This window comes from Labrenzia sp. THAF35, from assembly GCF_009363595.1.
In the GTDB taxonomy this organism is placed as follows: domain Bacteria; phylum Pseudomonadota; class Alphaproteobacteria; order Rhizobiales; family Stappiaceae; genus Roseibium; species Roseibium algicola.
On the sequence record NZ_CP045380.1, the window covers coordinates 4452683 to 4465998 of the forward strand.

General features: G+C 55.9%; 12 protein-coding genes. 6 read left to right on the forward strand and 6 right to left on the reverse strand.

The features are described 5' to 3' along the window. Positions 1–18 precede the first annotated feature (18 nt). From FIU93_RS20420 to FIU93_RS20430, 3 genes are read right to left on the reverse strand one after another with little or no spacing between them, the layout of a single operon-like run. Positions 19–1188 carry a YcaO-like family protein gene (locus FIU93_RS20420; protein WP_173017365.1) on the reverse strand — a complete coding sequence of 390 codons (1170 nt, stop codon included), beginning with the start codon at positions 1186–1188 and terminating at the stop codon, positions 19–21. A gap of 51 nt (positions 1189–1239) precedes the next feature. Beyond that, on the reverse strand, positions 1240–1662 hold the full coding sequence (locus tag FIU93_RS20425; protein ID WP_031268516.1) for a hypothetical protein: 423 nt from the start codon (positions 1660–1662) through the stop codon (positions 1240–1242). 25 nt (positions 1663–1687) lie between these two features. Next, positions 1688–3514 carry an SARP family transcriptional regulator gene (locus FIU93_RS20430; RefSeq protein ID WP_152506566.1) on the reverse strand — a complete coding sequence of 609 codons (1827 nt, stop codon included), beginning with the start codon at positions 3512–3514 and terminating at the stop codon, positions 1688–1690. 281 nt (positions 3515–3795) lie between these two features. On the opposite strand from FIU93_RS20430, the gene FIU93_RS20435 reads away from it, so the two are divergent. Then, positions 3796–4296 (forward strand): hypothetical protein, encoded by a 501-nt coding sequence (locus tag FIU93_RS20435; protein ID WP_055654213.1) that lies wholly within the window; start codon positions 3796–3798, stop codon positions 4294–4296. 216 nt (positions 4297–4512) lie between these two features. On the opposite strand, the gene FIU93_RS20440 is transcribed toward FIU93_RS20435, so the two are convergent. The 3 genes from FIU93_RS20440 to doeA form a co-directional block, all read right to left on the reverse strand. Next, positions 4513–5127 (reverse strand): GntR family transcriptional regulator, encoded by a 615-nt coding sequence (locus FIU93_RS20440; RefSeq protein ID WP_208984162.1) that lies wholly within the window; start codon positions 5125–5127, stop codon positions 4513–4515. Positions 5128–5237: 110 nt separating this feature from the next. Next, positions 5238–6413: an acetylornithine deacetylase gene (argE, locus tag FIU93_RS20445; protein ID WP_152506567.1), complete on the reverse strand. Its 1176-nt coding sequence runs from the start codon at positions 6411–6413 to the stop codon at positions 5238–5240. Positions 6414–6420: 7 nt separating this feature from the next. Continuing rightward, entirely contained in the window at positions 6421–7605 is a 1185-nt protein-coding gene (gene doeA / locus FIU93_RS20450; protein WP_152506568.1) for an ectoine hydrolase DoeA, read from the reverse strand. A gap of 175 nt (positions 7606–7780) precedes the next feature. On the opposite strand from doeA, the gene eutB reads away from it, so the two are divergent. The 5 genes from eutB (at position 7781) to FIU93_RS20475 (ending at position 13293) form a co-directional block, all read left to right on the forward strand. Next, positions 7781–8788, forward strand: a complete 1008-nt coding sequence (eutB, locus tag FIU93_RS20455) for a hydroxyectoine utilization dehydratase EutB (protein WP_152506569.1) — start codon at positions 7781–7783, stop codon at positions 8786–8788. Then, positions 8778–9773 (forward strand): cyclodeaminase, encoded by a 996-nt coding sequence (locus FIU93_RS20460; RefSeq protein ID WP_075282770.1) that lies wholly within the window; start codon positions 8778–8780, stop codon positions 9771–9773. Before eutB ends, FIU93_RS20460 begins: the two co-directional genes overlap by 11 nt. Before the next feature lie 17 nt (positions 9774–9790). Then, positions 9791–10306, forward strand: a complete 516-nt coding sequence (locus FIU93_RS20465; protein WP_173017366.1) for an Lrp/AsnC family transcriptional regulator — start codon at positions 9791–9793, stop codon at positions 10304–10306. Between the two features lie 90 nt (positions 10307–10396). Further along, positions 10397–11893 (forward strand): NAD-dependent succinate-semialdehyde dehydrogenase, encoded by a 1497-nt coding sequence (locus FIU93_RS20470; RefSeq protein WP_152506570.1) that lies wholly within the window; start codon positions 10397–10399, stop codon positions 11891–11893. A 32-nt stretch (positions 11894–11925) separates the two neighbouring features. Next, entirely contained in the window at positions 11926–13293 is a 1368-nt protein-coding gene (locus tag FIU93_RS20475) for an aspartate aminotransferase family protein (protein WP_022998688.1), read from the forward strand. Positions 13294–13316: the final 23 nt, after the last annotated feature.

Genomic DNA, 13316 nt, shown 5'->3' on the forward strand with positions numbered 1-13316 from the left:
CTGCAAAAACGACGGGTTTCAACATGCAGTGCTCAGCACTTCTGTCGTCAGCAGTATCGAGTTCATGGACATTTCGGAGAAGCTGCCGGAATGTGCGTCAAGGCCTGTAACGATCGTCCTCACCACGTGCACGTCCGGGACCGGCGATTTGAGCGGGAACATGTAGGCATCTTCAATGCCGGCCGCCCGCATCAGCTTCAGGACATCCTGCCACCCCATGGACGACTGTCTTGCAGGGCGGAACTCAGCCTCAAGTTTGGCAAGAGGAATAAGTGGTGGCTGGTTCCTGGCTACGCCATCCTTGGACTGCTGAAAACGATCCATCGCAAGGTCGTCGCGCGCACCGGCGATGTCCGTCAGACGTGACTGCACCGCTTCAAGCAAGGCTGCGAGTATCGCCTCGGCAACGTTCGTCCGGCAGGCAATTCCGGCAGGAGCACGCGAAATGACACCGGATGGCCCATTCACCTGCCTAGAGATGACAGCGGCAATGACCGGAAGTTTCACGCGTCCTGGAAGAGCATATATGTGAAGATCAAGGCCGGCTTTTGAGACCTTCTCCAGAATGGCGTCTAGATCGGCGTTCGCGCCCTCGTAGTCGGTGACCTCCCGGATATTGTTGACGAACAAACCGAAAGTATCGACCACACTGGACGCGTCATGTTCCACGAGTTCGAGCAGGGCGTGTTCGATGGCCTTGTCGATCGAGAAATGCGCCGCCAACCCCTGGGATGTCATACGGAAGGCATGACGGTCCCAAGGCATGTCGCTACGCATGTCCATCCCGACCAATTCGTAGGGCGCGAAGCGTTGCTCGCCGGATATCAGGGACGTTCCAGGAACCCAGGCGCGCTGGCGGGTCGGATCGAGCTGATGCGGGTTGACCCTTGCTAGATCAAAGAACGGAATGACGCTCCTTTGCTGTCGCGCCATGTCTTCGATCGTCGCGAACTCCGTGACGTGCTGTCGCGGTTGTTCGGCGACAGCACATTCCACGGCTTCCATGATCGCTGAAATCTTCGCCTGATCGTTGGTCACACCCTTTCCCTGGGAAACGGAAAGAGACCTGGAATTTGGCCTGGTTGCGAACCAGACCGGTATCCCGATCGTGTCCAGCCCGGTGATCTCACCCAATCTGGTTATGCCGAAGCTGCGCAGGAATTGCGGAGAGAAAGGATCGGATTGCACAGCGGATACCTCCTGTAGCGGTGCGATTTTGTCAGTCAGGCGCCTTCCGGATCAATCGTCCGAAAGCACGGCATCCTGAAGCGTGTCGGGATTTCCGGAATCAGAACCGGAGCCGGTCTTGGAAACCGGATCCTGGATCGGCGCCCAGCTCATTCTGTTGAGGTCCCAATCGCTGTCATCGACATCAGTGAGGAATGCAAAATCGACATCCGAGATCGTGCTGCCCTGCTTGATAGCCTGGTAGATACCTTCCGACTCGACCTGGCTGAGGCTTGTTTCCGGATTGCCGTCACTTTCGGCGAACAGAACCCGGGCAGCAGCGGCGATGCGTGCATAGCCGTCGACACCGGCGTTTTGCGCTTCGTAAGCCAGAATTGTCTGGTGCGACACACGAGATACGCGCAGCGGATCCATCCGCAAAAAAACAACACCGTGACCACGTTTTCCGATCACGTAAAATGACGAATTAGGCATAATTTTCTCCTGTAAATGGTTTTACTTAATCGAAGCCGGCGAGTTTCAGACCTTCCAGAAAGATCTTGCTGTTCTCTGGGTTCTTGTCTGGCATGAAGCGACTGATTTCCTGCGCGGTCATCCCCGGATAAACATCCATGAGACGCCGTGCATATTGTCTTGCGCTCTCAATTTGCCCGTCTAGAGCGAGGCTTGCCGTCAGGATGCGCAACGCGGGTTCCTCGTCATCCATCTGCTTGCACAGTCGGACGGCCTCTGCGTAGTCGGCCAGCTTGAAGGCGATGCTCGCACCCGCCCACCAGTAGATGTCCGGTGCAAGTGGATTGAGATCGATCGCGTGCTTGAAACGGTTCCAGGCGTCCTTGGGCTTGCCGAAATGCGCAAGCGCATCTGCGTGCTGTATGAGCAGATCCGAAGAGTTGGGGCTCAAGGTTTCGGCTTCCTGGAACTTGGCTTCCGAGGTCGCGTAATCACGTTGATAAAGCGCGATGACCGCAGCCATCCAGTAGCCGATACCGGCCGTCGAATCGATCTCGATGGCTGCGTCCGCTTCCGCCTTGGCGCGGTGAAGGAGGTGCGGATCCGTCCCCCCGAGCAGCAACCATTCCAGTTGCATTGTCTGCGCTATGCGAGCGCGGGCGATGGACAGGTCCTTGTCGTACGTGAGGCCTTGCCGGAATTCCTTTCTGGCCCGGCGAATCATGCTCAAATTACAGGTCTTGATGAGGTTCTGCCCCCGCAAGACGTGCAGATAGCTCTGGGCATTTATCGATCGGCCGGAGTCGAGCATCTGTCGCTCGATCTGCTGGGCGAGATTGGCTGCCACGGTTTTTGCAAGAAGCCGGAAGGTATAGTGAAGGTCCTCCGGCTCCATCGAATACTCCGCAGACCAGATGATCTCCCCTGTGCCGTCATCGATAACGGTAAAGGAAATCTTTTGGCTGCCCGGGAGCAGAAAACTCTGCACGGAGTAGTTGGACCGAATTTTTTCCCAGTTGCTTACATTGCCGCCGCGAAAGTCACGCATCGTACTGAACGGCGAGACCACGACAAATGTCTTGAACCTGGAAAAACTGTTCGCGACATCCTCGACGAATGCCTCGGCAAGCTGCGCATCCGGATGTTGATCGATGTGGCGGGGCGACGAAAAGGCAACGCGCGGAACCGGTGGTTTGGGAGGTGCCGGACGCTCCTCAACCGGTTTGACCCCCGTCGGTGCGACCCAGACTGTTCCTGAAGGCTTGCTGCTTGTATTACCAGGCACACGAGGCAAGGCAGGATTGAGAACCGAATTCATCAACCGGTCGATACGATCGACACCATCCTGATCGCCACACCTGCCATAAGCTTTTGAAATGATACGATAGCATTCGGGGCTGTCAGGTTCGAAAGCCAGAAGCCGATCAGCGATCTTGCCGATGTTGCCGCCACGATCCGCTCCAAAGCGTGTCGTTTCCTCAAGGGCTGCTGCTGCTCTGTTAAACAGTTTCTCCCTCAGGCTCGCGCGCTCGGTCAGCAGCCAAAGGTTCAGCTGTTCACCTTCGAACTCCATGCCATCGAGCAGTTCGCCGGTGAACTGCTCTATCCCGGCCATCATGCCTTCAAGATCGGTTGCCTTGCAGGACTGGAGAAAAGCGGCCAGGTCGGAACTTTGCGCCCCGGGACCAAGACTGATTCTGGTCTGGGTTGTTTCAATGAGCGGTCCGGCTTCGGGCTGCTTGCTTTGAACCCTCACAAGCAATTGCCTGAGGTTTGCCATGGCCCTGGTTTGGGCGACATCCTCCCAAAGCAGGGCAGCCGCCTTTTGACGCGCAAGCTCGTTGCCAGGAACAAGCAACAATACTGCAAGCAACGCGTATCCCTTGGCAGGAAACGGGGTATTCCGCGAGTAATACACTGACGGAACGCCAAGTAGTCGAATATTAGTGGCTGAACTACTTTTATTCATCACGTTGCCCCCTGGTAATTTTTTCTAACACAGTTCCCCCCACAGAAGAACAGCACTGCCGTGACGGAGTCACGCCTGTGTGACGGCGCTATTGGGAATGTAGCTTTGCCGAAGGGACGAAGAGTGATCACACTTCGCGGCCAATAGCAAAAACTACGTATTATCAGATAGTAAGGAAACCATTCATGTCTGGTAAGATCTCCTTCAGGAGGACCTATGCAGGGTACGGAGACAATGTACGACCATTTGAGAGGGCTAATGACATAGGGTCCGTTATTACGGAATTTCTTTGGTACGAAGGTTCCCCATTTTATCCTCTTGGCGATTTGATCTCTGCAAATATCAGTTCTGTCTGGCTTGGTGCGGGAGAGCCGACGAAAGACGACGAAGACAATCTGGATCTCGTTTTCAAAATGCCTGAAAGCGACGGGGGCAATTTTTTCGAAATCGTCCTCAGGTCGAATGGTGGCACTTCTTATGGTGGCTGGGCCTGGGGTCAGGATCTGGAAGTAACTGACACAGTGGTTTCCGGTCACAGAGTGCTTGTCGCTCATGCAAACGAACTTAGTGTATTTCTCGAATATTCTCTCGAAAAAGGAAAATACGTTCAGCGAAACGTAGAATCCGATTGCAAGATCACGACTTCTACAGTCAGAAAACTGACGAAAATGGCAAAGAGACACTGAATTTTTTAGGAATAACTAGGCACACCGAGCATATTTGAGGTGAAAACGCCACTTTTGTTTGAGGCTATTGAAAGGATTACCCGTTCAAAGAAGTTCGTTCATCTTCTTTGAAAGCCCGGGCCGCTCCCGGAAGCAACTGATTGTATCCCACCACAATCGCTTCCGGGGGCGGTCTTATTCGTTCAAGCAACCCCCAAAACTCCAAGAAGCCCTTGGCTAACCAGCCTTCCGGTCGGTGCTTTGTCGTGTTGCGGTTTTCAGTCGGTTGAACCCCATGGAGAGATGTGCTCGCCTAATCAAGGCTGCGGCCTGGAAGTCTCCAAGTCGCACAGCATTCGAAATTTCCGCGATTTCGCCGCAGAAGATGGCGACCTCTGTTGGCAGGTCCTTCTCATCTATCAAAGTCAGCCAGATGCGACAGGTCTTGTAGAACAGCTTTTCAGAAACTTCGCGCAGCGGCATATTCAGTGTGAGCTGCAAAAAGGCCTGAAAGAAATCGATATTGAGTCGGGCAAAAACCGCACGATCCGGCGTTGAGCTCAATCGCTCCGCCCGAATTTTGAGACTGTTGAATGTGGCTTCCAGTTCCGAGTCGAGAGAACGCGGGCCCAACCTGCCGGTCAATTCATTCAGCTCAAGCCTGAGTTCGTAGACCTGCGCCAGCTCTTCCAGATCCACTTCAGTCACCAGTGTGCCTACGCCTTGCTGCGACAATAACAACCCGTCTGCTTCGAGTATCTGCAGCGCCTTGCGCAATGGCGAGCGACTGACACCGAATTCGGATGCCAACGCCTCTTCACTCAGTTGCGTTCCAGGCGGATAGACAAGCATGCAGATCCGGTCTCTCAGAACGGAATACATGATCTGAAACCGTTCCTGAGCGCTTGCGGCCTGGTTCAACAAGTCTGCAACGTCGGCCGTCGCTGTTATGTCCTGATCGGTCATGAGGCCTGTAACAAGGTCCTTTCCAGTCCCGTGAGCATGTCGAGACATTTATCGAGCTGGTCAACGGCCAGATATTCATCAGGCTTGTGCGCCTGTGCGATGGAGCCCGGGCCACAAACCACAACAGAAAGCCCCAGGGCCTGAAACAACCCGGCCTCGGTGCCAAATGAAACGACATCACACAGGTTCGCGCCAGTGAGCGATGTAACAATGTCCCTTGCTTCATTTTCCGGCATCACGGCCAGTCCGGCGACTTCTCCTATAATTTCGGTGACAATCTCAGCGTCGGGATAGACGGACGTCATTTGAGGCAGCAGCACGTCCTGGCAATAGGCTTCCAGGGCAGACTTTATCTCGAGTGCGTCCTGCATCCGAACCGGGCGCATTTCCCACTCCACCGCGCAATGCCGAGCAATGACATTGCGTGCAGAGCCGCCGTCTATCCGGCCAACCTGAAGTGTCGTCCACGGCGGTGAGTAGCGCTCGCTGTCCGGACCTGACTTGTCCTTCATGGTTTCTGCCAGTTCCATCATCCTGGTGATGAAAGCGGCGGCGACGTGGATAGCGTTGACACCCTTGTCCGGTTCGGAGGCATGCCCATCGGTGCCGTGGAACGCTGTCGTATATTCGTAACACCCCTTGTGCCCCTCAATGACCCGCATTTCCGTCGGCTCACCGATAATCGCTACGGAGGGACGAATATCACTGCGCTTCAGTTCCTCAACCAGATGCCTTGCGCCAAAGCAGCCGACTTCCTCATCATAGGTCAAGGCGACATGCAGCGGCCGTTTCAGGTCGAGTAGCGCATAGTCCTGCGATTTCGCGAGGACCGCAGCGATATAGCCTTTCATGTCGCAACTGCCTCGCCCGTAGAGCAAGCCGCCTTCTTCGCGCATCTGATACGGGTTGCAGGTCCATTCCACGGGATCTGCCGGGACGACGTCCGTGTGCCCTGACAAGACAATTCCGCCGGAGACATTTGGGCCAATTGTTGCGAACAGGTTGGCTTTCTTGCCGGTCGCATCCTTGGAAACCGTCACGTGCGCACCAGCTTCACGAAGCAGGGTCGCGGCAAAGCTGATCAATTCAAGATTGCTGTCTGCCGAAACCGTCGGAAAACCGATCAGGCGATCCAGTATGGAAATCGTTCGGGTCAACAAGTCCGAGCGCATATTCACCTCAGGACTTCACGAACAATCTGCGCGGCCTGTTGCACAGGCATTCTGCAGGTCCGTTTTCCTTGATGAGGATGCTCTCTGTGATTTCCAGTCCCCACCCATCCATCCAAAGCCCCGGCATGAAGTGAAAGGTCATGCCGGGCTTCAGAACGGTGTTGTCTTCTTCGCGAATGGAAATCGTGCGTTCGCCCCAATCAGGTGGATAGGAAATGCCGATCGGGTACCCTGCCCGCGCGCCGCGTTCGATCCCCGCGGCCTCAAGAGGCTTCGCCAAGGCACGTGCGATGTCACCCGCGGTATTGCCGGCCCTTGCGGTGTCCAGGCCGGCTTCGAGCCCCTCGACCAACGCCTTCTCGGCATCAAGCAGGTACTGTTCCGGCTTGCCAAGAAAAACGGTGCGGCACAACGGGGCATGATAGCGCCGGAAACAGCCGGAGAGTTCGAAAAATGTCGCCTCCCCTTCCTGCATGAAACGTCCGTCCCACGTCAGGTGCGGAGCGGACGCATCCGCGCCACTGGGAAGCAGCGGCACGATAGCTGGATAGTCCCCCCAGGCGTCGTCTAATCCTCGGATGGCGTCGGCGTAGATCTCTGCAACAAGGTCGGCCTTGCGCATACCCGGCACAACACGCTCCAAGACGCCGTCCATGATTTTCTCGGAAATCCTGGCTGCCTTGCGCATGAACACGAGTTCTTCGTCGGATTTGACCGCCCTCAACCAGTTGACCATGCTTGTGGCGTCGATGAATTCAGCGTTCGGCAACTCACCCTGCAGCGTCAGGAACGCCTTAGCCGAGAAGTAGTAGTTCTCAAGTTCAACGCCAATCCTCTTGTTTGCGTATCCCCTCAATTCCAGCAGCCTGGCAAGGTCCTGCATGGGGTGTCGTTCAGACGACTGAATGAAATGATCGGCGTAGGAAGCGACGCGTGCGTCGTCCATCCAGACAGTTCGACGGGCACCATTGGCATCCTGCCTGCGTCCCCACCAGATCGGTTCTTCGTCCAGAAAGACAACGACCCCCTGATGCACATAGAAAGACCATCCGTCATAGCCTGTGGTCCAGGCCATATTGGAAGGGTCCTCGAGAAACAGGACATCTATTCCCCGTTTGGACATGTCGGTACGGACAAGATCGAGACGGCGTTGATACTCGGCACTGCTGAAAGGAAGGTCGTGACCTGGCATGATTGGGCCTCGTCGTTTATTTGTACACAAATAAGAACTCAGCCATTTCAGAAATCAAGAAAATAAACACATCCGAATATCATCGCTTGCACTTTTTGGGTCATTTGTACACAAATGAGAATGTTCCCCCTTGCAGGATCTTCATGATGACCACGAGCGATACCGGAAACAGTCCATGCAACTGACGCTTACGGATATTTTCGAAGCGCGAAGAGCCATCGCCGGGCGAGTGGTCAGGACACCCCTCCTGCCCTCGCGATTCATGACAGAACAAACCGGACAGCCATTTTTCCTGAAGATGGAGACGATGCAGCCAACAGGCGCCTTCAAGTTGCGCGGTGCAACGAATGCGGCCCGCAATGCGCCCGAAGGCACCACGACGCTCACATGCTGTTCGACCGGAAATCATGGCCGCGGTGTTGCCTATGCGGCACGGGAACTTGGATTGAAGGCCGTGATCTGCATGTCATCCCTGGTTCCGCAGACCAAGCTGGATGGCATCAGAGCCCTTGGGGCTGAAACTCGGATCGTCGGCAACAGCCAGGACGATGCCCTTGCCGAGTGCCGTAAGCTGGCTCAGGCAACTGGCGTCTTTGAAATCTCACCGTTCGACGATCCATACGTGATTGCAGGCCAAGGCACCATCGGGCTTGAGATTCTGGAAGATGTTCCAAACCTCGACACCCTTTTGGTTCCCCTGTCGGGAGGCGGGCTTGCCGCGGGTGTCGCGCTTGCGGCTAAATCCATCAATCCACAGGTCCGGGTTGTCGGACTGACCATGGACAGAGGCGCGGCGATGAAGACATCGATAGACGCCGGCCGGCCAGTGGAAGTGCCAGAGGTGGCAAGCCTCGCGGATTCGCTTGGAGGCGGCATAGGCCTCGATAACCGGCTTTCGTTCGCAATGTGCCGGGATCTTCTGGACGAAATCATTCTGGTAACTGAAGGCGAAATCTACCGGGCCATGCAGGCTCTTTATTACGAGGATAGTCATGTCGCGGAAGGCGCTTGCGTGGTTGGCATTGCAGCAGTCCTGGCCGGAAAGCTGACCGAGCCAAAAGGCCCGGTCGCAACAATCATTACGGGTCGAAATGTCGACATGGTTCAATTCACAAAAGTCGTGACCGGTCAGGACGTTATGCTTGGGGACTATCTGTTGGAGGGAAAACGCTATGGCGCATGAAATCAGGCTGGTGAACGAGGCCGATCTGCGCCGGGCTGTTCATCTTGATCTTGAAGTCATCGACTGCATTGAAAAAGCATTTGCAAAGCTGGCAACCGGAACAGTCGTGATGCCTCCCGTGCTGTCCATGGCCCTGCCGGAGGTGAATGCGGAAGTTGATGTGAAAACCGCCTACGTGCCAGGTCTCGACGGTTTCGCGATCAAGGTATCTCCCGGCTTTTTCAATAACCCTGCTCTCGGGCTTTCAAGTCTCAACGGGTTGATGGTGCTTTTTTCGGCGCAAACCGGTCTGGTTCAGGCTGTCTATCTGGACAATGGTTATCTGACCGACATCCGCACGGCTGCAGCCGGAGCGGTTGCGGCACGCCACCTTGCACCTGCAGTCGTTTCAACGATCGGCATTCTGGGAACCGGCGTTCAGGCCAGGCTGCAGCTGATTGCGGCAGCAAAGGTGCGGCCCGCGGAAAGGGCGCTGGTCTGGGGACGAGACCGTGACAAGGCCAGAGCCCTGGCCAAGGATATGTCTGCAGCGCTCGGGATAGACGTGGTCGCAACCGAGGATCGGCAGCAACTGGTTGCCGACAGCCAACTTGTCGTCACCACGACCCCTGCGAAGGAGGCTATCCTGGGCGCAGATTGTCTGCATCCCGGCTTGCATATCACTGCAATGGGATCTGATCAGGAGGACAAGAATGAACTTGCCCCGGAGATCCTGGCTAAGGCCGATGTCCTGGTCTGCGATCGGATAAGCCAATGCGAAAAACTCGGAGAGCTGCGTTCCGCCCTTGAGAACCGCACCTTGCAGGATGTGAGCCGTGTACGTGAACTCGGTGAGATTGTTTCAGGCAAGGCGCAAGGCAGGACTGGTGATGCCGATATCACCGTCTGCGATTTGACCGGCACCGGCGTTCAGGATACGGCCATTGCCACGCTGTCTCTTGGCAAGGTCAAGAAGGCAAATGCGGGCACGATGCTCGTTTCCTGAACCGGCAAGAGACATTGATGCTGAAACTGGACAACCGAGATCTGGAAATCCTGAAGGTACTTGCCAAGGAAGGACGCATTTCCAAAGCGGATCTCGCAAAGCGTATAAATCTTAGCCCGAGCCCATGCTGGAAGCGTCTTGAGAGGCTTGAGGCTGCTGGTATCATCGAAGGATATGGCGCGCGTTTCTCGCTCAAGAATCTCGCGCCTCATGTCACCGTTTTCGTGACGCTCGAACTGGAACATCACCGCGCCGAATATTTTCAGGCCTTTGAGCGGGCAATCCGCAATTGCGATGAAGTCGTTGCCTGCTGGGCGATCGGTGGCGGGCTCGATTATCTGATGCAGACCGTCACGCGTGACATCGACAGCTATCAGCGGTTCATGGATGCCCTGCTGGACCGCGGCCTTGGCGTCGTTCGCTACTTCACTTACGTGGTGACAAAACCGGTGAAACAGAGCGCTGCTCCAGCACTGGATATGTTGCTGGCCGGGATGCTTGGAACAGATACAACTGCTGACAACTCCGAATAAGAACGAAACAGCTGCCAAGCTTGTCAAGAAAAGGCGTTTCGTTCCCGGGTGCCATTCTAGGCTCTGCTCACCACTTTGGAGAGCAACGCCATGCAGTCCCGAATCCTTGCCGAGACATCCCTTGAAAGCTCGCTTTTTCACCTGATCGACAACCGTCACCTGGTAAAGCACTTCGCCTATGTCGATGGACGTTGGGCAGCGGCACGTGATGGTGCCGTGTTTCAAGTAACCGATCCGGCGGATGGAAGTCTTCTCGGAGAAGTGACATCTCTTTCCAGCGCACAATCCGCCGAAGCTATCGATGCCGCCAATGACGCCTTTTCGAGTTGGTCCACCTTGCTGCCTCAGGAAAGAGCATCCTTTCTGTTGGCCTGGCACGACTTGATCTTGGAAAACAGGGAAGATCTGGCACGTCTGATGACGCGTGAGCAGGGAAAACCACTTTCGGAATCCCGCGGCGAGATCGATTATGCAGCCTCCTTCGTATCGTTTTACGCCGAAGAGGCCAAACGACCGAATATCGAGAGCATCACTTCCCACTTGCCTGACGCAGAGATGGAAGTCTGGCGGGAACCTGTTGGCGTTGCCGCATTGATCACTCCGTGGAACTTTCCGTGCGCGATGATCACACGAAAAGCAGCTGCCGCACTCGCTGCCGGCTGTACCGTTGTCGTGCACCCTTCACAGGAAACGCCGTATTCCGCACTGGCACTAGCTGAACTTGCTGACCAGGCAGGGCTTCCGGCAGGTGTTTTCAACGTGCTTCCCGGGAACGCGGAAGACATCGTGAAGCCGTGGATGTCAGACCCGCGCGTCAGGGCGGTTTCCTTCACCGGATCGACGGGTATCGGACGGCTTCTTTATTCGCAGGGTGCTCAGACTGTAAAACGACTTGTGCTTGAACTCGGCGGTCACGCCCCCTTCCTCGTGTTTGCAGATGCTGATCTTGACCATGCCGTCGATCAGGCAATCGCCGCAAAATTCGCAACATCCGGTCAGGATTGCCTCGCGGCAAATCGCATTCTGGTTGAAAGACCGGTCTACCAGGCGTTTTGCGAAACCTTCACCAGCCGTGTTGAAGCCTTGTCTGTCGGACCAGGGCTTGAAGACCCTGACATCGGACCGCTGATGCATGAGCGGGCGGTTGCCAAGCAGGAGGACCACGTTCGAGATGCACTGGCTCGAGGTGCGCGCCTCCTCACCGGTGGCCACCGTCACACGGCCGGGCCATTGTTTTTTCAGCCGACCGTTCTGGCGGACGTTCCCGCTGATGCATCGATTTTCCGGGAAGAAACATTTGGTCCGGTGGCAGCCCTGGCAGCCTTCGATAAGGAGGAGGACGCCATCGCACGGGCAAACGACACCGAATACGGCCTTATCGCCTATCTCCACACGCAGGACCCGCGCCGCATCTACCGTGCAAGCCGCGCGCTTCAATACGGCATGGTTGCCGTCAATCGCACAAAAGTGACCGGCTATCCGATCCCCTTTGGAGGCGTGAAACAATCCGGCCTTGGCCGCGAAGGTGCCCGCTACGGACTGGAGGCCTTCACCGAAATCAAATACGTCTGCCGGGACTGGAGCTGACCTGGCCCAACCAACACTAGAAGGACTTGAATATGCTCAAGAACGACCAACTGGATGCCTGGGACAGAGAGAACTTCTTCCATCCCTCGACCCATCTTGCCCAACATGCGCGCGGAGAGAGCCCTAACCGGATCGTCACCGGTGGCAGCGGCGTCTATATCGAAGACCGTGACGGCACCAAGCTATTGGACGCATTCGCCGGACTTTATTGCGTCAACGTCGGCTATGGCCGTTCCGAAATTGCTGACGCCATTGCGGAGCAGGCTCGTGAATTGGCCTATTACCACGCATACGTCGGCCACGGCACCGAAGCCTCCATCACGCTTGCACAAATGGTGATGGAGCGAGCGCCCGACCACATGTCCAAGGTCTATTTCGGACTGGGCGGATCTGATGCGAATGAAACCAACATCAAGCTTGTCTGGTACTACAACAACATTCTCGGCCGCCCGGAGAAGAAAAAGATCATCTCGCGCTGGCGCGGCTATCACGGCTCGGGCCTGATGACCGGTTCTCTCACAGGCCTCGAGTTGTTTCACAAGAAGTTCGATCTGCCGCTTTCACAGGTTCTGCACACGGTCGCGCCCGACTATTTCCGCAGGGAAGACCTTTCCCAGTCCGAAGCAGAATTTGTTGCCTATTGCGTTGCTGACCTGGAAGCCCTGATCGAACGCGAAGGCGCTGACACCATTGCAGCCTTCATTGGCGAGCCGGCCCTTGGTACGGGCGGGATCGTACCGCCCCCAAGCGGGTACTGGGAGGCCATTCAGGCCGTGCTCAAGAAACACGACATTCTGCTGATTGCAGATGAAGTTGTTTCAGGCTTTGGACGTCTCGGCACGATGTTCGGGTCAGACCACTACGGTATTCAGCCGGATTTCATCACCATCGCAAAAGGCCTGACATCGGCATATGCTCCCCTGTCCGGCTCCATCGTTTCCGACAAGGTCTGGAAGGTGCTGGAGGACGGTACCGACGAATTTGGTCCGATCGGCCATGGGTGGACCTATTCCGCACACCCGATCGGTGCCGCAGCCGGCGTTGCGAACCTCAAGCTTATCGACAGTCTCGGTCTGGTGGCGAATGCCGGATCCGCAGGTAGCTACTTCAAGAATGCACTTACGAATGCGCTCGGAGATCACGCCAACGTTGGCGACATCCGCGGCGACGGTCTGCTTTGCGCGATCGAATTTGTATCGGACAAGGCCAGCAGAACCTATCTCGATCCGGCAAGCAAAACCGGCCCACAGGTTGCAGCTGCCCTGTTAAAGGAAGGCGTCATCGGCCGGGCGATGCCGCAGGGTGACATCCTGGGGTTCGCCCCTCCCCTGTGCATTTCTGAAGCTGAAATCGACAAGGTTGTTGATGCAACCGTGAAAGCAGTAAAATCCGTCTTCTAAGAAGCGGCACCACCAAATAACAA